At 39.7% G+C, this 26,401-nt stretch carries 29 protein-coding genes and 1 other annotated feature; of the genes, 5 read left to right on the forward strand and 24 right to left on the reverse strand.

The window, feature by feature from the left end; all coding sequences use genetic code 11:
- Window position 1: 1 nt before the first annotated feature.
- Window positions 2-301, reverse strand: coding sequence for a post-transcriptional regulator (locus tag FLK20_RS01190; protein WP_152654734.1), 300 nt, complete (start codon window positions 299-301; stop codon window positions 2-4).
- Window positions 302-444: 143 nt separating this feature from the next.
- On the opposite strand from FLK20_RS01190, the gene spoVB reads away from it, so the two are divergent.
- Both spoVB and FLK20_RS01200 read left to right on the forward strand, forming a co-directional pair.
- Complete coding sequence (gene spoVB, locus FLK20_RS01195; protein WP_152654735.1) at window positions 445-1,998, forward strand: stage V sporulation protein B; 1,554 nt, start codon at window positions 445-447, stop codon at window positions 1,996-1,998.
- A gap of 124 nt (window positions 1,999-2,122) precedes the next feature.
- Window positions 2,123-2,506, forward strand: coding sequence for a TIGR04086 family membrane protein (locus tag FLK20_RS01200; RefSeq protein ID WP_152654736.1), 384 nt, complete (start codon window positions 2,123-2,125; stop codon window positions 2,504-2,506).
- A 74-nt stretch (window positions 2,507-2,580) separates the two neighbouring features.
- On the opposite strand, the gene yajC is transcribed toward FLK20_RS01200, so the two are convergent.
- From yajC to safA, 9 genes are all read right to left on the reverse strand, one after another.
- A complete protein-coding gene (gene yajC / locus FLK20_RS01205) occupies window positions 2,581-2,838 on the reverse strand; it encodes a preprotein translocase subunit YajC (RefSeq protein ID WP_152654737.1) in 258 nt (85 codons plus the stop codon).
- Window positions 2,839-2,854: 16 nt separating this feature from the next.
- A complete protein-coding gene (gene tgt / locus FLK20_RS01210) occupies window positions 2,855-3,994 on the reverse strand; it encodes a tRNA guanosine(34) transglycosylase Tgt (protein ID WP_152654738.1) in 1,140 nt (379 codons plus the stop codon).
- Between the two features lie 59 nt (window positions 3,995-4,053).
- Entirely contained in the window at window positions 4,054-5,082 is a 1,029-nt protein-coding gene (gene queA, locus FLK20_RS01215; RefSeq protein ID WP_152654739.1) for a tRNA preQ1(34) S-adenosylmethionine ribosyltransferase-isomerase QueA, read from the reverse strand.
- Between the two features lie 36 nt (window positions 5,083-5,118).
- Window positions 5,119-5,310, reverse strand: coding sequence for a DUF2905 domain-containing protein (locus FLK20_RS01220; RefSeq protein ID WP_152654740.1), 192 nt, complete (start codon window positions 5,308-5,310; stop codon window positions 5,119-5,121).
- Window positions 5,310-6,317 (reverse strand): Holliday junction branch migration DNA helicase RuvB, encoded by a 1,008-nt coding sequence (gene ruvB, locus FLK20_RS01225; RefSeq protein WP_152654741.1) that lies wholly within the window; start codon window positions 6,315-6,317, stop codon window positions 5,310-5,312. Before ruvB ends, FLK20_RS01220 begins: the two co-directional genes overlap by 1 nt.
- Before the next feature lie 77 nt (window positions 6,318-6,394).
- Window positions 6,395-7,003 (reverse strand): Holliday junction branch migration protein RuvA, encoded by a 609-nt coding sequence (ruvA, locus tag FLK20_RS01230; RefSeq protein WP_152654742.1) that lies wholly within the window; start codon window positions 7,001-7,003, stop codon window positions 6,395-6,397.
- A gap of 65 nt (window positions 7,004-7,068) precedes the next feature.
- Entirely contained in the window at window positions 7,069-7,800 is a 732-nt protein-coding gene (locus FLK20_RS01235) for a YebC/PmpR family DNA-binding transcriptional regulator (protein ID WP_152654743.1), read from the reverse strand.
- Window positions 7,801-7,884: 84 nt separating this feature from the next.
- Window positions 7,885-8,379, reverse strand: a complete 495-nt coding sequence (locus FLK20_RS01240; protein WP_194165487.1) for a YhcN/YlaJ family sporulation lipoprotein — start codon at window positions 8,377-8,379, stop codon at window positions 7,885-7,887.
- A 283-nt stretch (window positions 8,380-8,662) separates the two neighbouring features.
- A complete protein-coding gene (safA, locus tag FLK20_RS21510) occupies window positions 8,663-9,844 on the reverse strand; it encodes a SafA/ExsA family spore coat assembly protein (protein ID WP_194165488.1) in 1,182 nt (393 codons plus the stop codon).
- A gap of 494 nt (window positions 9,845-10,338) precedes the next feature.
- Between safA and FLK20_RS01250 the strand changes: the two genes are divergently transcribed.
- Complete coding sequence (locus tag FLK20_RS01250) at window positions 10,339-11,961, forward strand: BCCT family transporter (RefSeq protein ID WP_152654745.1); 1,623 nt, start codon at window positions 10,339-10,341, stop codon at window positions 11,959-11,961.
- Between the two features lie 148 nt (window positions 11,962-12,109).
- Here FLK20_RS01250 and pheA read toward each other — a convergent pair whose 3' ends face one another.
- The 6 genes from pheA to rplU all read right to left on the reverse strand — a co-directional run bounded on the left by pheA (window position 12,110) and on the right by rplU (window position 16,255).
- Entirely contained in the window at window positions 12,110-12,964 is an 855-nt protein-coding gene (gene pheA / locus FLK20_RS01255) for a prephenate dehydratase (RefSeq protein ID WP_152654746.1), read from the reverse strand.
- Window positions 12,965-13,272: 308 nt separating this feature from the next.
- Window positions 13,273-14,553 carry a GTPase ObgE gene (gene obgE, locus FLK20_RS01260; protein WP_152654747.1) on the reverse strand — a complete coding sequence of 427 codons (1,281 nt, stop codon included), beginning with the start codon at window positions 14,551-14,553 and terminating at the stop codon, window positions 13,273-13,275.
- A 2-nt stretch (window positions 14,554-14,555) separates the two neighbouring features.
- The gene (locus FLK20_RS01265; protein WP_152654748.1) at window positions 14,556-15,089 is read right to left on the reverse strand and encodes a Spo0B domain-containing protein; all 534 of its coding nucleotides are present in this window, start codon (window positions 15,087-15,089) and stop codon (window positions 14,556-14,558) included.
- A 205-nt stretch (window positions 15,090-15,294) separates the two neighbouring features.
- Entirely contained in the window at window positions 15,295-15,585 is a 291-nt protein-coding gene (rpmA, locus tag FLK20_RS01270) for a 50S ribosomal protein L27 (RefSeq protein WP_152654749.1), read from the reverse strand.
- Window positions 15,586-15,599: 14 nt separating this feature from the next.
- Window positions 15,600-15,929, reverse strand: coding sequence for a ribosomal-processing cysteine protease Prp (locus FLK20_RS01275; RefSeq protein WP_152654750.1), 330 nt, complete (start codon window positions 15,927-15,929; stop codon window positions 15,600-15,602).
- A 17-nt stretch (window positions 15,930-15,946) separates the two neighbouring features.
- On the reverse strand, window positions 15,947-16,255 hold the full coding sequence (gene rplU / locus FLK20_RS01280; protein ID WP_147207905.1) for a 50S ribosomal protein L21: 309 nt from the start codon (window positions 16,253-16,255) through the stop codon (window positions 15,947-15,949).
- A gap of 15 nt (window positions 16,256-16,270) precedes the next feature.
- Window positions 16,271-16,346: a sequence feature (ribosomal protein L21 leader region), on the reverse strand.
- Between the two features lie 246 nt (window positions 16,347-16,592).
- Between rplU and FLK20_RS01285 the strand changes: the two genes are divergently transcribed.
- A complete protein-coding gene (locus FLK20_RS01285; RefSeq protein ID WP_152654751.1) occupies window positions 16,593-17,381 on the forward strand; it encodes a M23 family metallopeptidase in 789 nt (262 codons plus the stop codon).
- Window positions 17,365-18,231, forward strand: a complete 867-nt coding sequence (locus FLK20_RS01290; protein WP_370453145.1) for a site-2 protease family protein — start codon at window positions 17,365-17,367, stop codon at window positions 18,229-18,231. Before FLK20_RS01285 ends, FLK20_RS01290 begins: the two co-directional genes overlap by 17 nt.
- 118 nt (window positions 18,232-18,349) lie before the next feature.
- Here FLK20_RS01290 and minD read toward each other — a convergent pair whose 3' ends face one another.
- From minD to FLK20_RS01330, 8 genes are all read right to left on the reverse strand, one after another.
- Window positions 18,350-19,144 carry a septum site-determining protein MinD gene (gene minD / locus FLK20_RS01295; protein WP_152654752.1) on the reverse strand — a complete coding sequence of 265 codons (795 nt, stop codon included), beginning with the start codon at window positions 19,142-19,144 and terminating at the stop codon, window positions 18,350-18,352.
- Window positions 19,137-19,823: a septum site-determining protein MinC gene (minC, locus tag FLK20_RS01300; RefSeq protein WP_152654753.1), complete on the reverse strand. Its 687-nt coding sequence runs from the start codon at window positions 19,821-19,823 to the stop codon at window positions 19,137-19,139. Before minC ends, minD begins: the two co-directional genes overlap by 8 nt.
- A 111-nt stretch (window positions 19,824-19,934) precedes the next feature.
- On the reverse strand, window positions 19,935-20,459 hold the full coding sequence (gene mreD / locus FLK20_RS01305) for a rod shape-determining protein MreD (protein ID WP_152654754.1): 525 nt from the start codon (window positions 20,457-20,459) through the stop codon (window positions 19,935-19,937).
- Window positions 20,456-21,340 carry a rod shape-determining protein MreC gene (mreC, locus tag FLK20_RS01310; RefSeq protein WP_152654755.1) on the reverse strand — a complete coding sequence of 295 codons (885 nt, stop codon included), beginning with the start codon at window positions 21,338-21,340 and terminating at the stop codon, window positions 20,456-20,458. Before mreC ends, mreD begins: the two co-directional genes overlap by 4 nt.
- A gap of 266 nt (window positions 21,341-21,606) precedes the next feature.
- Window positions 21,607-22,644, reverse strand: a complete 1,038-nt coding sequence (locus tag FLK20_RS01315; protein ID WP_194165489.1) for a rod shape-determining protein — start codon at window positions 22,642-22,644, stop codon at window positions 21,607-21,609.
- Window positions 22,645-22,849: 205 nt separating this feature from the next.
- The gene (gene radC / locus FLK20_RS01320) at window positions 22,850-23,536 is read right to left on the reverse strand and encodes a RadC family protein (RefSeq protein ID WP_152654756.1); all 687 of its coding nucleotides are present in this window, start codon (window positions 23,534-23,536) and stop codon (window positions 22,850-22,852) included.
- Between the two features lie 254 nt (window positions 23,537-23,790).
- Window positions 23,791-24,651 (reverse strand): SPOR domain-containing protein, encoded by an 861-nt coding sequence (locus tag FLK20_RS01325; protein ID WP_152654757.1) that lies wholly within the window; start codon window positions 24,649-24,651, stop codon window positions 23,791-23,793.
- Window positions 24,652-24,902: 251 nt separating this feature from the next.
- Window positions 24,903-26,159 carry a bifunctional folylpolyglutamate synthase/dihydrofolate synthase gene (locus FLK20_RS01330; protein ID WP_152654758.1) on the reverse strand — a complete coding sequence of 419 codons (1,257 nt, stop codon included), beginning with the start codon at window positions 26,157-26,159 and terminating at the stop codon, window positions 24,903-24,905.
- Between the last annotated feature and the right edge of the window lie 242 nt (window positions 26,160-26,401).

Consider the following 26,401-nt stretch of genomic DNA (forward strand, 5'->3'; position numbering starts at 1 on the left):
GTTATTTACCCGTATTTGGTGAATTACCAATAAGCGCTTCAATCGAAGCGGCTAAATCATCATTCTCATAGGATTGAATCGTTAAATAGCTCAAATAAACAGATGATTTTAAATGAAAAATATCTTGAACAATTTCGTGCAATCTTTTTTCAGACTTCCTATTCCAAACCTTTACCGAAAGGCATCTCCACACATCCTCTGGAGTGGCTTGCTCATAACCCAGCATTTCCAACTCTTCTTGTTTGCTCTTTAGTGCCGGGTAAACCATTTCTTTCCACGCGTCTACATATTGGCTCTCCATTTCATCCCACCATTTCTACCTGATCTCCATGAAGCTTTCCCAGTTGTATGGCTTTTTCATTCAACTGTCATGGTTTGTCCATTATCCAGCATATATATCATTGTATATCAAATTTATTTTTTTGAGAAGGCGGGGCAACATAAATGACAAAACAAACCTTTATCCAGGGAGCATTGATTCTAATTATCGCCGGGATGCTTACCCGTTTTATGGGTTTCATTAACCGTATGGTCGTAGCGCGCTTTATGGGTGAGGAAGGTGTCGGACTCTACATGATGGCTCTGCCTACCTTATTTTTAGTGATGACACTGACTCAATTCGGTCTTCCAGTTGCTATTTCCAAGCGTGTAGCTGAAGCAGATGCTCAAAATGATTCGAAGAAAATAAAACAAATTGTTGCTGTCTCCCTGGCTATCACCTTAAGTGCAAGTATCCTGTTCACAGCGCTTTTGATACTGGCTGCACCAATTTTATCCGTTACCTTATTTACAGACAGCCGTGTATTACTTCCTCTGGTTGTTATTAGTCCAATTATTCCGATTGCTGCTGTATCAGCAGTATTAAGAGGTTATTTTCAGGGAAAACAGAATATGAAACCCCAAAGTGTTGCTCAGGTACTGGAGCAAATTGTCCGGATTACATTTGTGGGTGTATTTATTTATATTCTCTTGCCTTATGGAATTGAATACGCCGCAGCCGGTGCTATGTTCAGTATTATTATTGGTGAATTTGCTTCTCTCTTATACATGATTCGAAAATTTCGTCAAAAAAGAAAGCTGAGAATACGAAAACATTTTACAGAAACAGTTCTGTCTGGAAAGGCAACAGCAAAAGAACTATTATCCATCTCTATGCCAACATTGGGAAATAGAATGATTGGTTCTATTTCAAATTTTCTTGATCCAATCATTATTGTCCAGTCTCTCGCACTCGCAGGTGTCACTGCTGCAGCTGCAACGAAGCAATATGGAGAATTAATGGGCTACACCATGCCTTTGTTATTTTTGCCGACATTTATTACAAGCTCCCTCTCTATTGCCCTCGTTCCTTCTATTTCTGAGGCAGGAGCTAAAAATCAAACAGAACTGATTCATAGCCGCATCCACCAATCTATCCGGATTTCCTTTGCATCAGGGGCATTAGCTACGATTGTGATGACCTTATTTGCAGCAGATCTGCTCGATCTGATGTATCGCTCTGATTCTGCTGCTTCATTACTGATTATCATGGCACCATTTTTCCTGTTTTTGTACATTCAAGCTCCATTACAAGCAGCATTACAAGCCCTGGATTTAGCCCGTCCAGCCATGTGGAATACGTTGATTGGCGTTATCTTAAAATTTGGGGCTATGATCCTGCTGGCAACCAGCTCAAATCTGGGAATTAAAGGAGCAGCAATTGCGATCTGCGCTAATGTTGTTCTCGTTACCCTTCTTCATATTGCCGTACTAAAAAAAGAAATCAATTATTTCCCTGCCTGGAGAGATATAACCCGTATGATTATCCTATGCGGAGCAACTTTTCTGCTGACATATTATATCAAGAATCAATTTTACACCGATAATACAAATTTAATTTCATTTATCCTGCTGCTGGTTATCATTGTCCTGGTTTATATGATTCTGCTGATTCTATTACGATTTATTCGCAAGGATGAATTGCAACAGCTGCCATTTTTCCGAAAAAAGGGCATGTAACAAGCCATTTGCTTCTTATTCAGCTTCTTTAGGGAGCAGGTACAAGCAGAGAAAATTTAGCTTCTAAATTAGATGTCCCGGCATAAAGATAGAGTAAGGGACAAACTCAGGAGGAGATGAATACATGGAGAAGATTCAATGGACATCCTTACTCTACGGCTGGATCATATTGTTTGGCTTACTTTTTTTCTTAAGTTTTACGTTAGGATTATTACTGAAATTTATAGATATGAAAGAAACAACATTATCCTGGACTACCTTTATCATCGGGCTGCTTATTTTATTTATTTGCGGACTGGTTACTGGTTTAAAAGGAAAAGCAAAGGGTTGGCTTTTAGGTGTGCTGATTGGATTAGGATTTACCGGATTTGTTTTCCTCGTGCAGTTTCTTGGATATCAGCAGGGCTTTTCATTAACGCAAGCAATGTATCATAGCTTTTATCTGATTGCAGCTATCCTGGGAGGGATTATCGGTGTAAACTTTTCAAGTCCCATAGAAGAGAAATAAGCTCCATACTCTATAGCGGATATAATGCATAAAAAAAGCTAATGGTTAACCATTAGCTTTTTTTATGCATTATACTATTGTTTTACTTCTCGAATCGCAGAACGATCATATGTTAATTTTGTTCCTTCTGGAGTAATTAACACGATTGTACCTTCGTCAATGGCATGGATTTTCGCATGTAATCCGCCAATTGTTACGATGTCATTTCCTTTTTGAAGGCTATCCTGCATTTCTCTTACTTGCTTCTGACGCTTTTGCTGCGGACGAATAAGTAAGAAATAAAAAATAGCAAACATAAGTACAATCCATAAAATTGGTGTAATCATTTCCATATGTTCCATCTCCTTCCTAAAAGTTCTTTGGATTCTCTTGATTCAATCCATATTGTTCAAAGAATGACTCTTTGAAATCACCAAGTCGATCTTCTTTTATAGCAGTTCGGACTTGCTCCATTAATTTTAACAGAAAATGCAGGTTATGATAAGTCGTAAGTCGGAATCCGAATGTTTCATTGCATTTTATTAAATGTCGAATGTAAGCTCTTGTATAGTTTTTGCACACATGGCAGTCACAATTTTCATCAATCGGCGTGAAATCACGTGCATATTTTGCGTTCCGGACGACCAGCCTGCCATTAGAAGTCATACAGGTTCCATTTCTGGCTATACGGGTCGGCAGCACACAATCAAACATATCTACACCACGGATTGCTCCATCAATTAAAGCATCGGGAGAGCCTACTCCCATTAAATATCTCGGCTTATTGGCCGGCAATAACGGTGTTGTGAATTCGAGAACCTGATTCATCACATCTTTTGGCTCACCCACGGATAACCCGCCAATAGCATAACCTGGAAAATCAAGTGAGACTAAATCACTTGCACTTTGTCTGCGCAACTCTTCGTATTCTCCACCTTGAATAATTCCGAACAGCCCTTGGGTTTCCGGGCGCTGATGTGCTTCCAGACAACGTTCTGCCCACCTGGAAGTCCGTTCAACAGATGACTTCATATACTCATATGTTGCCGGGTATGGAGGGCATTCATCAAATGCCATCATAATATCTGATCCCAATGCATTTTGAATCTGCATGGCTTTTTCCGGTGAAAGGAATAGCTTTTCTCCATTTAAATGATTACGGAAATGAACGCCTTTTTCTTCAATTTGGCGCATATCACTTAAGCTGAATACCTGAAACCCTCCTGAATCAGTTAAAATGGCTTTATCCCAATTCATGAACTTGTGCAGGCCGCCAGCTTCTTCAATAATATCTTCTCCAGGACGAAGCCATAAATGATATGTGTTAGAGAGGATTATATTTGCCTGCATGGAGCTTAAATCTTCAGGACTCATCGTCTTAACAGTTGCTAAGGTACCGACAGGCATAAATGTTGGCGTATCAAAAGAACCATGCGGTGTATGCACACGACCAAGCCTTGCCCCTGTCTGTTTATCTGTTTTTATGAATTCATACGTAATAGGTATCATGATTTCTCTTCCTTTTTTTTCAGTCTAAACATATCATAACGCATTTATACCCGGTTAAGCTAGATAATAAGCATGGCATCACCGAAGCTGAAAAAGCGATAACGCTCTTTCACCGCCTCATGATATGCATGAAGTACCTCATCTTTGCCGGCCAATGCACTTACAAGCATAATAAGCGTTGATTTAGGCAGATGAAAATTCGTAATTAATCCATCAATCGCCTGATATTGATATGGCGGATAGATGAAAATATCTGTCCAGCCGCTTGTTTCCACAAACGTCCCATTATTATCACGGGCGATTGTTTCTAATGTACGAGTGGAAGTGGTTCCTACCGAAACAATTCTTCTTCCATCTGCTTTAGCACTGTTTAATACTTCACTTGTTTCTTGGGACATACGGTAAAATTCACTGTGCATCGTGTGCTCTTCGACAGAATCCACACTTACAGGCCGAAATGTACCCAGCCCGACATGAAGTGTGATAAAAACAATCTGTACACCTTTTTCTTTTAATTGGCCTAATAATTCATCGGTAAAATGAAGTCCGGCGGTTGGAGCAGCAGCAGATCCTTTTTCTTTGGCATAAACAGTCTGGTATCGGTCTTTTTCAGAAAGCTGTTCCTTAATATATGGCGGCAATGGCATCTCACCAAGCTCATCTAATATTTCATAAAAAATACCGTCATAAGAAAACCTTACTTTTCGTCCGCCATGCTCTTTGATATCTGTACAAACAGCTTGTAATAATCCATCTCCAAAATCAATCACGGTACCCTTTTTTACTTTCTTCGCTGGCTTTACTAAAACTTCCCAATCATCGCCTTCTCCCTGATGCAGCAAAAGAACCTCTATCTTAGCTCCTGTATCTGCTTTTACACCATATAAACGGGCCGGCAAAACCTTTGTGTCATTTAAAACAAGACAATCTCCTGCACGAAGATAATCTTTGATATCTGAAAAATGCCGGTGCTGTATTTGACCTGTCTGCTTGTCCAAAACGCAAAGTCTGGAGGCCGTCCGATCCTTCAGTGGTGTCTGCGCAATTAATTCTTCGGGCAGGTCGAAATCAAAATCTTCTATATTCATGTCTATCTCCTTACTTTCCTCTTATCGAATAGAACCTTATCGGAATCTGCTTATAATAAACAGAATTAGTGTTAATATAACACTAACGAGAATGGATGTCATTAATGGGAAGTGAAAGGTTATATTTCCTTTTTGAAACGTAAAATCTCCCGGAAGTCTGCCGATAAATGACCAAAGCAAACCTGCTACAATTAGTATAATCCCGGCAATAATAAAGATTTTTCCCATTATTCTTCCCCATTTACCATTGGTATTCCAAAATGTTCATAAGCTTTTGGCGTCACTTTCCTGCCTCTTGGTGTCCGCTGGATCAGACCTAATTGAAGCAGAAAGGGTTCGTATACTTCCTCAATCGTTTGAGATTCCTCACCAATTGTTGCGGCAATGGTATCCAGTCCAACAGGACCACCATCAAAACCTTCTATAATCCCTTTTAACAGTTTATGATCAATATGATCCAGGCCGGCGTCATCAACCTGCAGCATTTGCAAAGCCTGTCTTGTTGTCTCAAAACTGATCTCTGTTTCCCCTTTTACCTGGGAAATATCACGTACTCTTTTCAATAGACGGTTGGCGATACGCGGTGTTCCTCTCGATCTGCGGGCAATCTCTACGGCCGCATCCTCTGAAATGGTCATATGAAATATATCTGCTGTACGCATGACAATCAGGCGCAGGTCAGATACATCATAGTATTCTAGACGACTGAGTACCCCAAACCGGTCACGTAAAGGCGCACTTAAAAGTCCGGATCGTGTCGTCGCTCCTACTAGCGTAAAAGGCGGTAAATCAATCCGGACACTGCGCGCGCTTGGTCCACTGCCTATTACGATATCAATAAAAAAGTCTTCCATTGCTGGATACAGCACTTCTTCAACAGCTCTCGGAAGGCGGTGTACTTCATCAATAAATAATACATCTCCCGGCTCCAGCGAGGAAAGGATTGCCGCTAAATCCCCTGCCCGTTCAATTGCCGGACCTGAAGTAGACCGGAACTGCACACCCATTTCATTCGCAATAATTGAAGCCAGCGTTGTTTTCCCTAATCCCGGCGGTCCATATAACAATACATGATCAAGTGGCTCTTCACGCATTTTTGCTGCTTGAATAAAGATGCTTAAATTTTCCTTCACCTTGGGCTGGCCAATATAATCCTCTAGTTGCAACGGTCTTAAGCTTTGCTCTATCGATATATCTTCATCATGCAAATTTCCGTCAATCATCCGTTCATTCAAGGATAGCCCTCCTTTCTGGTACATGTCCAAGAAGTCTCATATGACATTTTATTCTCCTTTTTGAACATCCTGCGCCATTATTTTGCTAACAAGCTGAATGCTTTGCGAATCACTTCATCCGTATTTTGAAGCGTACTATCTGATTTTAATCGCGGTGTAATTTTCTTCAATTCACTTGCTGTAAAGCCTAATGATTTTAAAGCATCCAGCGCTTCTGAAACAATCTCCCGATCTTGTGTATTTGCCGTTGATTCAGAGTGCCCGGCAGTACTTTCGATGGCAAAGTCATTAACCAGCTTTCCTTTCAAATCCAAAATGATTTGACGGGCGGTTTTTTTTCCAACCCCCGGAAAGGTTGTTAAAAACTTTTCATCTTCATTTTCAACGGCAGCAATAAACCCTTGGATATTGACGCCGGCTAAAATTGCCAAAGCTCCTTTTGGTCCGATTCCTGACACAGAAATAAGCTTTGTGAATAAGTATTTCTCATCCGTATTGCGAAAACCGAATAAGATTTGCGCATCCTCTCTGACATGATGATGCGTATGTATTTGGACCTGCTGATTCATTTCCGGTTCAAATACATACGGATTTGGGCAAATAATTTCATACCCGACACCATGTACATCGACAATGACAGCATTCTCTTTTATGGAACTAAGCTTTCCGTTTATATATGCAATCAAATTATTAAACTCCTTTTGTTCGAGACGAAATCAATGAATAAACTTCTATTTTTCTAAATAGAAGTTTATTCATTCGACTCCAGATTATGATGAACATCTTGCACATCTTCATTTTCTTCCAATGTGTCCACCAGCTTCATCATCTTCTCCTCATCTTCTTCAGACAGAGAGTTATAATTTTGTGGAATTAATGTGACTTCTGCATCAGCCAGCTTGTAAGACTGCTCCTCTAAATAAGAAACAACATTTTGATAATCCTCCGGGCTTGTGAAAATTTCATAAGCTCCGTCCTCCACACTGACATCCTCTGCGCCGGCTTCCAGTGCATCTAAAGTAATGGTATCTTCATCAATAGAACCATCTTCATTTTCAATCACAATATATCCTTTACGGTCAAACATAAAGGATACACTGCCATTTTCTCCAAGGTTTCCGCCATTCTTTTTAAAAGCGTGTCTAATCTCCGCTGCGGTACGATTTTTATTATCGGTTAATACATGAACAATTACCGCGACTCCGCCGGGACCATAGCCTTCATACGTGATTTCCTCATAAGTAGCACCATCCAGTGTACCTGTTGCTTTTTTTATATTTCGCTCTATATTATCATTTGGCATATTGTCAGCCTTTGCTTTTTCAACAGCTGTTCTCAAAGCGGCATTTGTATCCAGATCTCCACCGCCATTTTTTGCAGCAAGATAGATATCTTTTGCATGCCTCATAAAAATTTTACCTTTTTTTGCATCCTGTGCATTTTTTCTTTTCTGTATGTTTTTCCATTTGGAATGTCCAGCCATTAGACATACTCCTCTCTCGAAACTCTTTTTTTACTATATCAAAAAAAGTCCCTTCAGAAAAGGAAAACCGTCTTTTTCCTGCAACTATTCGAATAGATTTTGAAACAGACGTTCCATCTCTTTATCCATCTGATCCGCTTCATCCCGTGCATAAAAATCTTTTACCCGTTCCCATTTTGCCTTATTATTATAAATGTACAGCTTCTTTTCTGTATTCAGAATTTGCTCGATATCCTCACTTATTTCCTCAAAATCACGCTGATCTGTACCTATTTTCATTTGAACTGCCACGACGACGCGATCTGCTTCCGTAACAACTTGTGCATCCTCCACTTCTGCATGCTCGCGAATTAATTCTTGGAATGCAGCAGATTCTTCCCTGTCAAAAGATGCTAATGACGGCGGTTCAACGTGTTCTTCAGGATCTTCTTCTGAAACAGGTTGATTTCTATTGTCCTCATAGTGAATTGGCTGAACAGGCTGTTCATTGCTTACGTCATCTTCTGTAGATGTATTTGCACAGCCTGTCAGAAATAATGTTACCAATATGGCATAAAACAGATATTGTATTTTAAACATCATAAAATCCTCCCTCATACTATAGTATGGATAAGGAAGGATTTTTTACACCACTATTTTTAGAGAATAAGAATGGGTTAAAAATGCTGGAAATTGCCGTCCAGAAATACACTCCGCTTTCCGCCGGACTTATCTTCCAGAAAAAAGTGTGTTTTTCTATGGCGTCTTCCAGCCAGGACTCTGATTACTCGCCCCATCGAAACTCATTGAAGCACCAATCTTTGGCGGGCACACTAAGTTTTTAAAACCAAGTCATTTCTTGGTTTTTCTTACATTTAAGCTTTTATGAATTGGCGTCATGTTTATTATCAGATAATTCCGGAAAAAATGGCGGCTTTGGATAGAAAGTGTTTCTTTGTGAATCAGATAAACCAGTCTGATCAGGCTGGAAATAATGTCGATTTTCAGCGAATCCCGGAACCTGACCGGGGTTATGCACAAATGATGCTGATGTTGGTAAATGATTTGGATTATAAGCTGATGACTGTCTATGATCTGTCTTTTGATTAGAAGTTATATCCATATCGTCTGCTGGATATGCTTTAGGCGCAGGTGCTTGCTGATTTATTTGATTTACAGATGCTTGCCGCTGGTGAGCCATCATTGTTTGAAAGTCTTGATTAGCTGCTTCAAATTGTTCTGTAGGAAATCCAGCCGGCATCGGATGAAAAGTTCCTTGAGTCTGCTGTAATGGATATTGATTTCCACAGCCGCAGTCTCCCATTGGCGGCATCATAGGAAAACCATGCTGCATTCCCGGCTGGCCAGGATAAGGACTACAAGGGTGCATCGGTGGCATTGGCGGGCAAGGCATGTAAAATATTGGCATCATTTGTGGTAGCAATACCATTGGCTCACAAGGTATCGCCGGTTGTGGCTGATATCCTTCAAACTCAGCTGGCTTCTGCTGCGGTGGCTGTTGCTTCTCTTTGCAGGCTGGCTTCTGTTCCTCACTTGGCTTCATTTTTTCTTTCTTATGCTCTTTCTTATGTTCTTTTGGCTTCGGTGGTTCGGCCTTCTTTATTGGCTTCTCCTCCGCTTTCATTTCTTTTTCTAAAATAGGTATCGCGGGTACCTTTGGCATTTTGGGCATAACTGCCTCAAATTGCTCTTTTTTCTTTTCTTGTTGATCGTCTTCTTTTAATACAGCGATGGGTGTCGGTGTTTTTTGTTTATACGGATGCTCCTCTTTTTTCTTCTCTTCTTTTTGTACTGGTTTTTTTTGTTCTTTTTTTGCTGTTTTTGTCTCTTCTTTCTTTTTAGAAACGGGCGTCATTTGTTCCTTTTTAGACACTTCTTTTTGTACTGATTTTTTGGAACCAGGTATTTTTATTTTCATTCCTGGCATAAGTTTTTCCGGGTTAGCTAAGTGTGAATTTACCTTTTTCAACTCCTCAAAAGAAGCATTATACTTCTCCGCCAAATTCCATAACGTATCTCCAAGTTGCACAATGTGTATTTTCAAAAATAACGAACTCCCTTCCCTTTCGTAATTGAAATGGGCTAATGCTCTATATCAGCATATGCATGATATAGAAAAAAGTTGCACATGGGTGCTGTCATATTGTTCAGAATGCCGAATCTTCTATCATCAGAAAGGACGACAAGCCGTTAAACTGCGATAGAAAAATGATATGGTAAAAATATAATTGGGCATACTATCAAAGCAGAGATACCGCTTTAAATTTTACAGCAATAGTACTTGGCAATGGATCACCTATCGAGCGTTTACTTTTGTCTAATAAAGGGGTATAGAACTACTACCGTATCCTGTAACAAAAGATAAGCCAGCATGAAGCTTTATTTCATACTGTTCCAGTAATAATCCTCGCTTACAGCTTTACCGGTATCTTGGTAATAGTTGATTTTATAATAAATACTTGTTAGGATATGAAAGTCTAAACAATACAATATTACATTTTGTATTGACGTTCGTTCAAATATAGGAAGGAGAAAATTATGAGTAAAACCTCAACAAAAAGAAAAATGTCTGACGTTTTTCTTTTTGCCTCTATTTTTATAGGCATTTTAGTAGTACTGGGAGCAGTATTTCCAGATGGATTCGGAAAAATTGCCGGCAATATATCATCCTGGATTACTCAAAATTTCGGCTGGTACTACATGATTCTTACCACAATACTTGTTTTCTTTTGTGCATTCCTTATTTTCAGTCCAATTGGAACTCTAAAATTAGGGAAGCCAAAAGATAAGCCTGAATTCCGGACTATCTCTTGGCTGGCAATGTTGTTTAGTGCCGGGATGGGGATTGGATTAGTATTCTATGGTGCATCGGAGCCTATTTCGCATTATCTTGCTCCACCAACCACCAATCCAGAAACAAATGAAGCAATGCTTGAAGCGATGCGCTCAACTTTTTTACATTATGGTTTTCATGCTTGGGCTATCTATGGTGTTGTTGCCCTTGCATTAGCATATTCACAATTTAGAAGAGGAGAGGTCGGGCTCTTATCTAAAGCATTACGTCCATTATTTCATGATCGTGTTGATGGACCATTAGGTACTGTTGTAGATGTTTTAGCTGTTTTTGCCACAGTTATCGGTGTTGCAGTATCACTTGGTGTCGGAGCTTTACAAATTAATGGCGGTTTACATTACTTATTCGGTATACCTAATAATATCTTTGTACAAGCAATCATTATAGCTGTTGTCACTGTACTATTCTTAATCAGTGCTTGGAGCGGGTTAAGTAAAGGAATTCAATATTTGAGTAATATCAACATGGTATTAGCCGGGATTTTATTTCTTATCGTATTGATTGTAGGACCAACTATTTTAATCCTGAATATGTTGACGACCGGAACTGGTGGTTACTTGCAGAATTTCTTATACAGTGCTCTGGATGTCGCACCGTTAAATGAACAAAAAAGTGAATGGATGTCACAATGGACAATTTATTACTGGGGCTGGTGGATGAGCTGGAGTCCGTTCGTGGGAATCTTTATTGCCCGCGTTTCGAAAGGACGGACCATCCGTGAATTTATTTTAGCTGTTCTTTTAGTCCCTACCATTATTGGGACCTTATGGTTTAGTGTATTTGGCGTAACAGGTATCTCTGTTGGTCAAAGTGCACCACATATATTTGATATGCCGCCTGAGACACAGCTGTTTGGCATTTTCAATGAAATTCCGATGGGTACGGTTCTATCCATTGTTGCGATTCTGCTTGTGGCAATTTTCTTTATCACTTCGGCAGATTCAGCAACTTTCGTGTTAGGTATGCAAACATCATTCGGGTCTTTATCTCCAGCTGGAAGAGTTAAGATTGTATGGGGAGTTTCCTTATCCGCTATTGCATTTATTCTTTTACTGGCAGGTGGTGAAACTGGTCTGGATGCATTGCAAGCAGCCGCAATCACCGCTGCACTGCCATTTAGTATTGTTGTCATCTTACTGGTTATATCCTTCTTCAAAATTGCCAATGAAGAACGGAAATTCTTAGGGCTGACGATAACACCTAATAAACAAAGGGTGCAAACGTATCTGGAAACTTCACCAGAGGAATATGAAAAGAAATTAGAAACATATAGAGAACGACAAAAAGACGATACAAAAGGAATATAAGTTAGAAAAAAGTGCTGGATAATGTCACAGCACTTTTTTCTTATACGATTGACTATTTTTTTATGATTTAACCACAGCTTTTTATCGGCCTCTTATAATTGTATTTTCACTTGCAGATAAGCTATTTCCGATTTCAACATTTACTGTCCTATAAAATATCATAAACAGAATATGACCCCAGAATAGTGACCTGACAGCCCAATGCTTCCAGCTCGGCCTTAACACCAGGAAGCAGAACATCATCATAAGCCTGATTTACATCGATAATAAAGAAATAATTTCCCAACCCCGTTTTAGTAGGTCTGGATTCAATCTTGGATAAGTTCAATTTACGCCATGCAAAAGCGGAAAGAATTTGATGCAGTGCACCGGCCTGATCGCTTGGCAGCGTAATTAAAAGCGTCGTTTTATCCCCTTTAGCTTCCGCTTTTATTTTAACTTTCTCCGGCTGATGAGAAAGAACTAGAAAACGGGTATGATTATTTGGATAATCATGAATATTTTCTTTGAAGATTTCCAAGCCATACTCTGAAGCAGCAGAACGGTTTCCAATTGCCGCAATAGGCTGATCAGAGCTGCTGACAATCTCTGCAGCTCTTCCTGTTGAAGAGGTAAAGGCTATTTTGGCATGTTTTAAATTCTGATGTAAATATTGATGACATTGCGCGATTGCATGACTATGTGAATGCACTTCTTTTATTTCTAACGCATCCTGAATAATATCACTTCGTACAAGTAAATGCTGCTGAATCGGTACCACAATTTCTCCTACTACTGGTATCCGTACTTGATGAATCAAGTAATCAACCGTTAACTGGACCGTACCTTCAATCGCATTTTCCAACGGAACAACTCCAATATCAATTTCACCCTTGTCGACTGCGTCAATACATTCTGGAATTGTTTTGAAGCCTTCCTTATGTTCTCCATTAAACGTTGCGTCTACTGCTAATTTTGTAAATGTTCCTTTAGGACCTAAATAACCAACACTCGTCAACTTCATTTCCTCCTAAATAGAAAAGTGCAAAGCGCCTGTTTAAAAACGTAAAGATTGCGCCCCGAACTGTGGGTGGTTCAACCTTGGCCGAACTCCTTTAACTGAAGTGATAAAGGAAACACAAACCAAAGGAAGCTGATGTTGACTTTCACCCACAGGGCATAAGTGCGGCGGTGTTGATGGGGCGAGTAATCGCAGTCCCAACTTTAGCTCTGTCTGCGTCTGACGGCTTGCCAATCGCTAAGGCTTCTTTATCGTAGGGGCGACGTGAAATCTTCTAGTTTTTGGCGCTTGAAACTAAACAAATTAAAAAACTACTCAATAAAATCAAATTCATAATCTAACAGTCGGACAGTATCACCGTCTTGCGCCCCGCGTTCACGAAGTGCTTTGTCAACACCCATCCCTCTTAGTTGGCGGGAGAAGCGCTGAACAGCTTCATCGTGTTGAAAATCTGTCATTTTAAATAGCGTTTCAATCCGATGACCATAAAGTACAAAAGCACCGTCCGGATCTCTAGTTATATGGAAAGGCTCCTCTTCCTTCTGATAACGATAAACAACCGTTTCATCTGCCTGCTCTATCTCCGGCTCATATTTTGGAATCTCTTCCAGCTTATCTGCCACTGCAAATAATAAATCTCGCAGCCCAGCTTTTGTAATCGCAGAAATATGATAAATCGGGACTTCTTCTCCCAGTTTTTCTTTAAATGCTTTTAAATGCTCTTCTGCACCCGGCATGTCCATTTTATTGGCAGCGATGATTTGCGGTCTTGTTAACAGCTTTTCATCATATGCTGCCAGTTCTTCATTAATCTTCACATAATCTTCATAAGGGTCGCGTCCTTCTGTTCCAGCCATATCAATCACATGCACAATCACCCTTGTACGTTCCACGTGACGCAGAAACTGATGGCCCAGTCCAATACCTTGAGAAGCGCCCTCAATTAATCCCGGCAAATCTGCCATCACAAAGCTGCGCTGATCTCCTGTATCAACTACTCCGAGATTTGGGGCGATCGTGGTAAAATGATAGGCAGCAACCTTGGGCTTCGCTGCGCTGACGACAGATAGTAAAGTGGACTTGCCGACACTTGGGAAGCCGACTAATCCCACATCAGCAATCAGCTTCAGTTCTACTTTTATATTACGTTCCTGACCTGGCTCACCATTTTCAGCCATATCCGGAGCCGGATTACGCGGGCTGGCGAATCTGGTATTACCTCTTCCGCCACGTCCGCCTTTTGCGATCACAGCCTCCTGCTCATGGGTTGTTAAATCAGCAATCACTTCTTCTGTATCTTCATCTATAACAGTAGTTCCCGGCGGTACTGGAATCACATAAGCAGCAGCATTTTTCCCATGCTGCGTTTTACTCATTCCATTTTCACCGCGTTTTCCTTTAAAATGACGATTGTAACGGAAATCCATCAAGGTATTTAAGCCCTCATCAACTTTAAAGACAATATCTGCCCCATTTCCGCCGTCTCCGCCTGCCGGTCCACCTTTAGGAACATATTTCTCCCGCCGGTAAGCAACAAGCCCATTTCCGCCGTCTCCTGCTTTTACATAGACACTCACCTGATCGACAAACATTGTTAATCACCTCTTTCTTCCTTTGCTATATTCCATTCAAAGCTTGTTTTTTCCTGTTTCTGTGTCACAGAAACACTGTATTGTTGTTCTATGTTTTCAATATTTATTGTTTCAACAATGTTATCTTTGATGTTCATCCGAATTACCCAATGTGTTTCTTTTTCTTCAATGTGAAGAGTCAAATCATACACATGTAAATCCTCCGCAGCCTCTGACAGAAAAGCTAACAGCCTCTCACAGGATAAAAGAAGCTCTTGCTCATCAATTGTTTTTACCTGAGATTCAAGTAAATCTACATGATATGTTAAGGAAAAAGAAGGATATACTTCTTGAAATTGTAATACCCAAATCATAAACTTATCTGCGTTTAATTGCATCAGTTTCCGTTCTTCCTCATAAAATGCCAGCACATCATCTAAATTCATTTTTGCTTTATCAGCTTTCCCCATAGTTAAATAACCGGAAACAATCTGTAATCGGTTCATTAAATCATGCCGGTATTTTTGTATTAAGCGGACTACCTCTTGTTCGATCATACTTTCACCTCATTAAAATTGAGTATAGCAGAAAACACAGGAAATCAAAAGCTGTAAACGATAGATTCCGTCCTTATCCGATAAAAGAAGCGTTACAGGTTAAGCCTCTTTAGAGATGCTTTCTATCGTATACCAAAAGACAGGCTGCCGAGAGATTATCTCGACAGCCTGTCTATTTGTCGTTAACTTAATTGCTACCCAAGCATTATGCTTCTTTGGCTACAGGATAAACACTGACTTTTTTGCGGTTTCTACCGAAGCGTTCGAATTTCACAACACCATCGATTTTAGCGAAAAGCGTGTCATCTCCACCGCGACCAACGTTCTCACCTGGATAAATTTTAGTGCCGCGTTGACGATAAAGAATGGAACCACCAGTTACAAACTGTCCATCAGCACGTTTAGAACCAAGTCGTTTTGATTCTGAATCACGACCGTTTTTAGAACTACCTACACCTTTTTTAGATGCGAAAAATTGTAAATCAAGACGTAACATGAAAATGCACCTCCTTATGAAAAATTCAGTTGAACATGCTCCCCATAACTCTCTGCAATGGTTTCTAAAGAGACAATCATCCCTTGCACTAACCACTGCATCCTTTCAAGTTTTTCGGAGTTTATGTTCATTGGAAGCTTTACAGCAAGATAACCGCCGTCAGCTCCCTGATCGATATCGAGGTCTGTCTCACATAGCTTCATAATTGCATTCACAGCACCAAATGTCACAGCTGAAACTCCTGCACAAACAAGGTCATATCCATAAGGACCGCTATCTGCATGTCCAGTAAGCTCAAAAGCCGTAACCTGATTATCTGATTGAAAAACAGTTATTTGAATCATTATGAACAACAGGTCCCTTATAAGCTAATTTTGTCAACTACAAGTTTTGTGTATGGCTGACGATGACCTTGTTTGCGATGATAGTTCTTTTTAGGCTTGAACTTCACAACGTCAATTTTCTTTTGACGGCCATGTTTTTCAACCTTAGCTGTTACAGATGCGCCCTCAACGTATGGAGCACCAACCTTCACATCATCTCCGCCAACGAATAGAACTTTTTCAAAAGTTACTGTGTCATTTACCTCACCAGCAACCTTCTCCACATAAATTTCTTGTCCTTCTGTTACTTTCACTTGCTTACCACCAGTTTCAATAATTGCGTACATTTATATGCACCTCCTCATTAAACTCAGACTCGCCACTTAAGGTACTGCATTTTGCAGTTTTAAAACCTGTTATGCGCGGTTGTAGCACGGGTGCTACTTAGAATAACAGATAAATCTTATCATTTTACGGGTCCCAGTGTCAACCTTTTTATAGAATAAGTTTATAAGTTTTGCAAATGTTTTCGGCGGGGCGAGTCATCGCAGTTCCACTAATTACTTTTTATGCAGAGATAGCCATGTCCAGCATGTTCTTCCTCCTTTCTCACATTTACTCATATAGGCAGCTTGTTCAGCATATAATGAATCACACACCACGCTATAAAGGATTGTGAGATGTATGGATAAAAACGTAAAAAAAATTCGTAAAGCCATTGAAATGCGTCAAAAAGCAAAAGGGGTAAATAGAGTAAAGCAAAATGAACAGGAAGATTATCTACACAGCAATGCCTTACCAGATATGGAAGAATCACATGGTTTTTATCCTTCTGTATCTGCCAGCCATACAAGTGCAGCAAATCCTGAAAAAAGTTCTCAGATTACCAGTATTGCTGTAAAAGCACTCTTATCTGTTTCACTTTTTCTGGGAACAGCACTGGTTACAGAGGTTGATAAACCATTTATGCACCAGCCTAAAGAATGGATAACTTCAACTTTAACAAATCAGTTTCCTTTCGCAAAAGTAAATGCATGGTATTCAGAGGCGTTTGGCACACCTTTATCTCTATCCTTTAGGCCAAGCACGATTACAGAGGAAGTGGTCACAGATCCGGCATATCTTCCAGTCAACGGAACCATTTCAGAACGTTTCCATGAAAATGGTCAAGGTGTATATATTGATGCGGAAGAAGAAGGAAATGTAGCTGCTGTTGGGGAAGGTATTGTCGTTTTTGCTGGTAATGACCGTTCCACGGATAAAACAGTCAAAATTCAGCATGCTGATGGGACAACGACACAATACGGCTTTTTAGATTCTGTCGAGGTTCATTTATATCAGCATATTGCCAATGGACAAGTGCTCGGAACATCCGGAGCTGAAGGTAATAGCCCATCTGTTTTTTTCGCAATTGAACATGAAAACCAATATATTGATCCTGAGCAGGTGATTCTGGTTGATCAACAGCCTTAAATCTTCCGTACAACTTATTCATTTTCATCCAATTCTATGGATATTTATTGTGATTTCCTTCTTGACAGGCTCTTTTACAGAGCTGGCGATTATTTTTAGTATTATTCTTCTGCACGAATTAGGGCATTTCACTGCCGCCGCTTCTTTTAAATGGCGAGTTTCCTCTATCGTTTTATGGGCATTTGGCGGAGTGATGAAAACAGATGAGCATGGAACCCGCCCCGTCAGAGAAGAAGCAATCGTTATACTGGCAGGACCTTTTGTACAGATTTTAATATACGGCTTTCTTTATGGCGCATCTTCTTTTGGGATCATTCCGGAATATTATTACGAATTAGTTCTATATTACAATACAATTATTCTCCTCTTTAATTTACTGCCAATTTGGCCGTTGGATGGCGGAAAGCTTGTTTTCTTAGCATTAACTACATTTTTAACCTTTAAAAAAGCATATTACGCAACGATTATTAGTTCTTTAGCGATATGTGCCGTCATTGTTTTCGTACAGCTTCTTTTCTTTCCATTTACACTAAGCAGCTTCCTAATATGGCTCTTTTTAATACATGAAAACTGGAAAGAATGGAAATATCGTTTTTATGTTTTTATCCGTTTTCTTTTAAAAAGATACGAAGGAGGGCATTTTGTACGTGCTATCAAGCCAATTTACGCCTCCCCCCATGACAGCTTTTTAGACGTATTAGCCTGTTTTCACCGGGAAAAGAAACACACCATCTATATCGAATATCCTGACAAGGAACGAATTTCTGTTGAGGATAATGAATGTTTAGATTTCTATTTTAACGAAAGACCATATCGAAAAACGATTGGGGAAGCATTTACGAATTACTGAATAGCAAAACATCCGATCTGACATATACCAGGTCGGATGTTTTGCTGATTAGACGATGTGCAGCAAGAGTTTCTAACTTAACAGTAACAGCTTGTTACACTCGCACTTACTATAATTATTATATTTTAAAGAATGCTTTTACCTTTTGCATAAAACTTTTTTCTTCCTCCAGCGACTGAAGGGGAACCGTTTCACCTAAAATTCTTCTTGCTATATTCCGATAGCTGATAGAAGCTTTGAAATGAGGGTGCAGTGCAATCGGCTCTCCCTTATTAGAAGCTTTAATCATTTCTTCACTATCCGCTACAATCCCAATTAAATCAATTGCTAACAACTGGACAATATCATCGATATCAAGCATATCGCCATTTTTCATCATTTGATTACGAATCCGGTTGATAATTAATCTTGGCGGCTCTAACATATCTTTTTTTTCTATCAGACCGATAATCCGATCAGCATCTCGTACACTTGAATTTTCAGGTGTTGTAACCACAATGGCTCTATCAGCACCAGCGATAGCATTTTGAAAGCCTTGTTCAATACCTGCTGGACAATCAATAATGATATAATCGTACTCTTGCTTTAATTCTGTAACAATCTCTTTCATGCCATCTGTTGTTACAGCTGATTTATCACTTGTTTGGGCAGCCGGAAGCAAGGAAAGATAATCAAAACGCTTATCTTTGATTAAAGCCTGCTGCAGCTTACAACGTCCTTGAATAACGTCAACAATATCATATATAATCCGGTTTTCGAGCCCCATAATTACATCAAGGTTACGAAGACCAATATCTGTATCAATTAAACAAACTTTTTTGTCCATTAATGCTAAAGATGTCCCAATATTTGCAGATGTGGTTGTTTTACCAACTCCACCCTTCCCGGATGTAATGACAATCGCTTCACCCATTATTCATTCTCCTCTCAAATGCGCTAATCACCTTTCTCTGCTTCGAAAGTATTTTGATCGAATCAATTACAATCTTGTTCTGATCCGGATCAATAATTCCGCATTCCATGTATACTCCATCCGCTTCATAGTCAGGTGCCCGACTGATATATTCAGCAATTCGAAGCTGTGCCGGCTTCATATAAGAAGCAGCTATAAAAGCCTCTTGATCTCCTTCTATGCCGGCATGAGCAATTCCCAACAGATTGCCCATAATATAGATATTCCCCCTTGCTCTTACTCTCCCGCCAGGGTTTACATCACCAATTAATAGCAAATCTCCTTTTGCCTCAAGTACTTGTCCAGATCTGACAATCTGGTTAACTACTTGTAATTTACTCTGGTCCAGCCATGTCTTTGCATCTTTAATCGGTATCACTTCCGATTCCATGGCTTCGATTTGAAAACGATTCTTTTCTTCAATAATTTTCTTTAATTGCCGGCGCTGCTCCTCCGCTAAATAACGGTGTCCCAGCTTTACTTTCACAGAAACAACGGGTTCTTCTTTTTGCGGACTGCTGGCGTCCAGCTTTTTCGTTAAATCCTGTACAATTTCTTCAAAAGAAGAATTTTCATCTATAAATAAAATCAAACCATCTCTTGTCCCTTTAATCGTGATGGTCGGTTTGGTTTCTTGCACGATATATTCACCTCTTTTTTTTACAGTCAGCCTAAAAAAGTATACTGACCGAGCAGAGTCTGCCGCTCCTCATAAATATACGTCCGGACATATTTATTTCAAACGGTCAGATTACGTTAATTCTCTACCCCATTTCCGCATTGGCTTTATTATTAACGGATAGATCAATACCAGGAATAAAAGGTTCAGAAGAATGGTAGGCACTAATCGATTCAATAAGTATACTTCTATCGGCATATCTGCTAATCCAATCACGGTGAAAGTGGTATAAATACTGATATCCGCTAAGGCAATTCCAAAAGCAGATAGTATCAGCAGCACATAAAAGTTCCCTTGTAGCATTTTTTTCAAACCGCGGACAATATAAATTACCAGCCCATAGGAAAACATATAAACACCTAAAATACCTGTATAGACAATATCAAAAAGCAGTCCAAAAATAAGTGCATATAAAACTGCATAATAGGTATCATTGCGATCATAGAAGATCGCAATGTAGATAAGCATAACAAACAACCAATGGGGTACAATCATATATGTACCCATCAATAGCTGGTGGGGCAAGAGCTCCAAAGCCACTCCGCTCAGCACCATTACAATGAACAGAATCAAAGGGAAAATCACACGTCTAGTCAAGACTCGTCATCCCCTTCTTCTTCTTGTATTTCTTCTGGCTGCTCTATGGAACGATTGACTACAATTACGTTACGAATATCAAATAAATCAGCGGCCGGTTCAATCATTGCAATTCTAGTTAAACCGTACTGATCAGCCACTACCTCATTTACCTCACCAATTGTGATACCCGCCGGGAACTCCCCGCCAAGCTCAGAGGAATAAACCGTGTCTCCTTCTTCAATATCCGAATCTGATTCCTCAATAATACGGAATAACAGCATCTCCGTCTCTTCATCAAATCCTTCGATCATTCCAAAAATATCACTATCATTTTCTCTCAATATAGTTGCAGAAACACGATTAAATTCATCAAAACCTGTCAGTAACTGTACAGTAGATGTCCCTCGGGATGTATGAAGGACTTTTCCAATCATCCCTTCTGCTGTTCTGACAACCATATTTTCTTGTACGCCATCATTTTCTCCACGATTAATGGTTACTTGATTCACCCATTGCTCTGGCGAACGGGCAATCACCGTTGCATAGATCGGCTCATAATCCCGTGCTGTTTCCGTCATATCAATCATGGAACGCAGCTCTTCATTCTCTTCTTCCAGGCTTTGCAATTCATATGCTATACTTTTTTGCTGAGACAATTGTTCTCTCAACACTTGATTTTCCTCATATGTTGTCTTGAAATCACTGATATTGGAAGCAATATCAGTAACAAACGTTACTGGAGCTTGTGCAACATTCTGCACCCATCCCACAGCATCACTGACAATCTTTTCTGCAAAGTTTAAATGTCCCCGATTGTTAAGGGAATAACCAATTAATACGACTAGTACGATAAATCCAACAAGGATTATAAATAATTTCTTGCTACGAAAAAAATTCATACAAACACCTACTTATTAATTCGTGTTCAAAAAGGACCGAGAAGTTCAAGGCGACGCAGTTTCAAGCAACGGTTTTAATAGACCGAGTAATCGCAGGTCTCAACGGTTTTAATAGACCGAGTAATCGCAACCTCAGCGGAGAAACAAGCCAACAGGCTTCTCACGTGTTGTGGTGATTTCTACGTTGCCCACACCACATGGGCGTTCCTAGTAGAAGTTCCTTTTTCTGCCCTGTCATTTTCACCGGACTTTTTGAACATCTTCTATTAATTTAACGCGCGAGAAGACACACTTGGAGCCGACCGGAATTGGTCAATATAATCAAGTGATTTACCCGTTCCAATTGCTACACTTTCCAAAGGTTCATCTGCAACAAATACTGGAATTTTTGTTTCATCACTAATGACTTTGTCAAGATTCTCTAAAAGCGCACCGCCACCTGATAAAACAATTCCCCGATCCATAATATCAGCGGATAATTCCGGTGGCGTTTTTTCTAATGTTGATTTGACGGCATTCACAATTGCATCTATATTTTCATTCAAAGCCCCTGAAATTTCTTCCGATGTAACTGTAATTGTTTTTGGCAGTCCCGTCAATAAATCACGCCCTCTAATATCCATTTCTTCTCCAACAATGCCTTGTTTCGCTGCTGCTATATCCATTTTAATCGATTCGGCTGATCTTTCTCCAATCATTAGGTTATATTTTTTTCTTATGTAAGAAATAATTGCCTCATCCATGTCGTCCCCGGCAATGCGAATGGATTTGCTTGTTACAATTCCCCCTAATGAAATAACAGCTATTTCCGTCGTTCCTCCGCCAATATCAACAATCATACTTCCTGTCGGCTCCCAAACTGGCAATCCCGCTCCAATTGCAGCAGCAAAAGGCTCTGCAATTGGATAGGCTTCCTTTGCTCCAGCCTGCTTTGTTGCATCAATAACTGCACGTTCCTCCACCATGGTAATGCCAGATGGAACACATACCATGACATTCGGCTTCTTGGCAAAGAGCGAGCGCTTTTTCATTGCTTTTTTCATGTAGTAATTCATCATAATAGAAGTTGTATCATAATCTGCAATGACACCATCCTTCATCGGGCGAATAACAGAAATATTTCCCGGTGTACGCCCAATCATCATACGCGCATCACTTCCAACAGCTTCAATATTACCTATCTCCAAATTTTTAGCGACAACAGATGGCTCTCTGACAATAATCCCTTTCCCCTTTACATAGACTAATGTATTTGCCGTCCCTAAATCAATCCCTAAATCCTGTGAAAAATTAAACATCCCCATTACTTTCATCCTTTCTTATCCTCACATCAATCATTATCTTTTCAGCTGTTCTTTTATATCCACATACACACCGCATAAAATCTTTTATCAGCCAAGCTTTACTTAAACAATTCCAAGAAGCGCCACTTTTACATTTTCCTGAAAAATGGCGCTGAAAATTAATTCCATATCAATTATACGAAAAAAACGCTAAAATAGATAGTATTTATAAGTATCCTTTTTGTTTTAATGAAACAAACCGCTCATTCCCAATAACTAAATGATCAATCACCTCTATGCCAATTATTTTTCCAGATTCCACAAGCCGCTTGGTAACAAGGATATCTTCCTGTGAAGGGGTCGGGTCGCCGGAAGGGTGGTTATGACAAACTAAAATCGAAGCAGCAGATCGTTTTACAGCTTCACGAAACAGCTCACGAGGATGTACTATTGAGGCATTTAATGAACCAATAAAAAGGGTTTGCCGATGGATGATTTGATTTTTCGTATTTAAAAAAAGCGCGACAAAATGCTCCTGTGCTAAATTACGCATCTCTTCCATCACATAATTTGCTCCATCCTCCGGGGAACGGATGATATATGCATCTATAGGTCTATAACTGCTGATTCTTTTTCCGAGCTCGATGGCTGCCAGTATATTTAAACTCTTTGCAATACCAATCCCTTTAATTGCTGTTAATTCTTCCACTGTAGCATCTCTTAACAATTTTATTCCTTCAAAGTGCATCAGAATTCGATCTGCAAGTAGTTGAACAGGATCATTCTTAGAACCGCTGCCAATTAAGATAGAAAGTATTTCTTGATTGCTCAGTTTATCTGCACCATACTTTAGCAGGCGTTCCCTTGGTCTGTCTTCTGTCGGTAAATCTCGTATAAAAATTGGTTTCCCCATAATATCTCACCTTTCGTTTATTTACATCATAGTGATACCGCACTATTTCTACAACTTGACAATTATTGATTTCTACTGCGCTTTAACCGGCAATAATTATTTTTTTCTAATAAGAAACTGCTACTTTACTGGCTTTTTATTATAATAAAAATGGATTTTATATAAAATTATCAATTCATGATAAAACCCTTAAAAAGCTAGTCTTCTAATCTGCTTTCTAAGGGCAATATTCATATACTGGTTGCATTTACACACTATAACTCGTCATAGACCTGCATCCAGCTCAATAATTGATAAGAGGAAGGTTCTCCCTGCAGCTCTGTTAAATGGGTTACTAATTCGTCTATCCTATCTGCTTCATCCGGCGCTTTGTCTACCAGATCAGTTATTTCCTCTTCTGCTATGGGCTCATTTAAGTCAGCCTGATGGAGCTGCTCATCAAAAAAAGCTTGAAATGCCGTTATCCATTCCCTTTCTGCTTCTGTCATTTCTATTTCCCTGAATTGGGTACTCCATTCCTTCACATAAAGCTCTACTTGATTATCAGAAAGAGAATCAGCGAGAGATTTTGCTGTATCCTCTGACGGCCCAACCCCTGCCATTAAATAATGTTCTTCTTCTCTTTCAAAGAATACCGTTGAGATATTTAGGTTCGTTAAACTGCCAATTAATGCATCTGCATTTTCTTGCTCTGAAAAAATACCAGCCTGTAGTATATATGCTTCTAACGGATCGAGGGATGCCATCACAAAAGCAGGACGCTCCTCCTCTCTCTCTGTTTGTGCAGCTGTTGGTGCTGTTTGTAATGGATTTTCAGCGGTTGCTGGTGTATCAACTTGTACAAACATCCGAAAAAGAAAAAAGCCTATAACTGTACCAACTAAAACCGCACTTAACCCACTGACTAAGATCGCTTTCCAAATCGTATTTCGTTTCAGCTTACTCTGATTCGTTTTTGGAACAGGTGACAGCATTGTGAAATCAGCTTCTTCTTGCTCTTTTTCAACCGATGCTGCCAATTCTTTGTTTATCCTATCTTCTTTGGAGGTTGTATGGACTTTATATGTCCAAGTGCCTTTCGTATCATTTACAATATCCTGTTTATGCTTTGTCATTCATCCAGCCCTCCAATGCTAGTATTTGTTGCCGTGTAACTGGCTGTAAGCCACAAAAGCGCTGCGACACGACGTCACGTGCTTAGTGTTTGTGACTTATTCAGCGGGATAAAAGAGGCTCCGCTGAACGAAGTTTCACTTTATTACACTCTAGCATAGCTCTTGTAAAAAGTAAGGCGAATTATGACATGCTCTATTATAATCGTTCTACAATTTTCTTAAGGAGCCGGAAGATATGTCAATCAATTATCTCATTCCGGTCTCTCAAGCGATTTAACAAAAGAACGGATAATATCAATAAAATGAAATGAACCCGTTATCAGAATCGGTGCAGTGGATGAATTTATTTTATCTTCTATCCATGTCTTCCAGTCTTCAACCTGCTCTCCTTTATCTTGTATCGGGTAGTCTGTTAATGCAGCTGCCCGCGGATGATCGAAAGAAGTGATATACAAGTTAGGGAATACATCTGCAAGCAGGCTTTGCATTTCCTTTAAATCTTTATCTTTAAAAGCCGCAAACAATACCTTCACTTTCCTTCTTGGATAAATGGCTCTCACTGTTTTAATAAAAGCTTTCATTCCTGCTTCATTATGAGCACCATCTACTAAAATAAATGGATTATCGTGAATTTTTTCCATTCTGCCAGGTATCATCACCTTCTGGATAGCCTCTATTGCAACCTGTATATCCAAATGACCAAATCGATTTTTCAGCACTTTTAAAGCCTGTATGGCTATGGAAGCATTATGATGCTGATGCAAACCAATTGTCTGAAGCTTTACACGATAGCTCGATGCAATATTTTTCCATTCAAATTCATCAACTTGTACATTTTCCATCATAAAATCCATACCAAATCGATATAAAACTGCCCGTTTTTTATTTGCCTCTGTAACAATTGGAAGGAGCCCCTCTCCTTCAACTCCTGTTATAATCGGCGTAAAGGGTTTAATAATCCCGGCTTTATGTGCAGCTATTTCCTCCAGTGTCTCCCCTAAAAAAGCAGTATGATCTTTAGAAACGGTAGTAATAATGGATAAAACCGGTTTAATCACATTTGTCGTATCTTCTCTTCCACCCATACCAGCCTCAATAATAGCTATATCAACATTTCTTGAAAAATATAGAAAGGAAAGTGCCGTAATAATTTCAAAATGGCTTGGTGATCTGCCTTCCTTATCCATTTGTTCGATGACCGGCTCGATTTCTTGAAACAGCTCTGTAAATGCAGTCTCCGAAATCGGTTCACCATTGATAAGAATAAAGCCTGTCAAACCGTGTAAACTTGGTGATGTAAATGTCCCGACCTGATAACGGTTTGCTCTTAATGCAGCCTGAAGGAAAGCTCCGGTAGATCCCTTTCCGTTTGTGCCGGCAATATGAATAGATGTAAATTTTTCCTCAGGATGGTCTAACGCTTCTAACAACGCTTTTATCCGATCCAGCCCCGGCTGTACACCAAGCTGCTGACGTTTTTCAAAAAAATCATAAATGTTTGTACGCATCTTTCTTTCCCCCTTCACCTATTCGTCGTATACTAAGTATCACAGCATGAGTCTCCGTAATTTCCCTTTTACTTACAGCAGAAGCATTTTTGTCTGCCAGGAAAAACGGACTCATCATCTCCTGGTTGGTTTTGGCCAACAGGACGTTGGTCACACAAGCGTTTTCGCAGGATATGAAGACAGTAGTTTGTGTTCCTTATTTTTGCTGGGAAAACCGCCCGCTAAATCAAGTTTAACCGTTT

Origin of the sequence: Oceanobacillus sp. CFH 90083, assembly GCF_009389585.1 — a bacterium.
Lineage (GTDB): Bacteria > Bacillota > Bacilli > Bacillales > Amphibacillaceae > Oceanobacillus.

What these genes read in the sequence shown, in the direction of transcription:
- radC (WP_152654756.1), bottom strand. Translation starts at nt 23,536, where the DNA reads ATGGGGAAACCAATTTTTATACGAGATTTACCGACAGAAGACAGACCA.
- mreC (WP_152654755.1), bottom strand. Translation starts at nt 21,340, where the DNA reads ATGAATTTTTTTCGTAGCAAGAAATTATTTATAATCCTTGTTGGATTT.
- tgt (WP_152654738.1), bottom strand. Translation starts at nt 3,994, where the DNA reads ATGATACCTATTACGTATGAATTCATAAAAACAGATAAACAGACAGGG.
- FLK20_RS01235 (WP_152654743.1), bottom strand. Translation starts at nt 7,800, where the DNA reads ATGGCTGGACATTCCAAATGGAAAAACATACAGAAAAGAAAAAATGCA.
- FLK20_RS01200 (WP_152654736.1), top strand. Translation starts at nt 2,123, where the DNA reads ATGGAGAAGATTCAATGGACATCCTTACTCTACGGCTGGATCATATTG.
- FLK20_RS01250 (WP_152654745.1), top strand. Translation starts at nt 10,339, where the DNA reads ATGAGTAAAACCTCAACAAAAAGAAAAATGTCTGACGTTTTTCTTTTT.
- FLK20_RS01285 (WP_152654751.1), top strand. Translation starts at nt 16,593, where the DNA reads ATGGATAAAAACGTAAAAAAAATTCGTAAAGCCATTGAAATGCGTCAA.
- FLK20_RS01220 (WP_152654740.1), bottom strand. Translation starts at nt 5,310, where the DNA reads ATGGGAAAAATCTTTATTATTGCCGGGATTATACTAATTGTAGCAGGT.
- FLK20_RS01330 (WP_152654758.1), bottom strand. Translation starts at nt 26,159, where the DNA reads ATGCGTACAAACATTTATGATTTTTTTGAAAAACGTCAGCAGCTTGGT.
- spoVB (WP_152654735.1), top strand. Translation starts at nt 445, where the DNA reads ATGACAAAACAAACCTTTATCCAGGGAGCATTGATTCTAATTATCGCC.
- rpmA (WP_152654749.1), bottom strand. Translation starts at nt 15,585, where the DNA reads ATGTTACGTCTTGATTTACAATTTTTCGCATCTAAAAAAGGTGTAGGT.
- obgE (WP_152654747.1), bottom strand. Translation starts at nt 14,553, where the DNA reads ATGTTTGTCGATCAGGTGAGTGTCTATGTAAAAGCAGGAGACGGCGGA.
- FLK20_RS01190 (WP_152654734.1), bottom strand. Translation starts at nt 301, where the DNA reads ATGGAGAGCCAATATGTAGACGCGTGGAAAGAAATGGTTTACCCGGCA.
- minD (WP_152654752.1), bottom strand. Translation starts at nt 19,144, where the DNA reads ATGGGTGAAGCGATTGTCATTACATCCGGGAAGGGTGGAGTTGGTAAA.
- pheA (WP_152654746.1), bottom strand. Translation starts at nt 12,964, where the DNA reads ATGAAGTTGACGAGTGTTGGTTATTTAGGTCCTAAAGGAACATTTACA.
- FLK20_RS01325 (WP_152654757.1), bottom strand. Translation starts at nt 24,651, where the DNA reads ATGACAAAGCATAAACAGGATATTGTAAATGATACGAAAGGCACTTGG.
- FLK20_RS01265 (WP_152654748.1), bottom strand. Translation starts at nt 15,089, where the DNA reads ATGATCGAACAAGAGGTAGTCCGCTTAATACAAAAATACCGGCATGAT.
- yajC (WP_152654737.1), bottom strand. Translation starts at nt 2,838, where the DNA reads ATGGAAATGATTACACCAATTTTATGGATTGTACTTATGTTTGCTATT.
- FLK20_RS01240 (WP_194165487.1), bottom strand. Translation starts at nt 8,379, where the DNA reads ATGTTTAAAATACAATATCTGTTTTATGCCATATTGGTAACATTATTT.
- queA (WP_152654739.1), bottom strand. Translation starts at nt 5,082, where the DNA reads ATGAATATAGAAGATTTTGATTTCGACCTGCCCGAAGAATTAATTGCG.
- rplU (WP_147207905.1), bottom strand. Translation starts at nt 16,255, where the DNA reads ATGTACGCAATTATTGAAACTGGTGGTAAGCAAGTGAAAGTAACAGAA.
- FLK20_RS01275 (WP_152654750.1), bottom strand. Translation starts at nt 15,929, where the DNA reads ATGATTCAAATAACTGTTTTTCAATCAGATAATCAGGTTACGGCTTTT.
- FLK20_RS01315 (WP_194165489.1), bottom strand. Translation starts at nt 22,644, where the DNA reads ATGGGGATGTTTAATTTTTCACAGGATTTAGGGATTGATTTAGGGACG.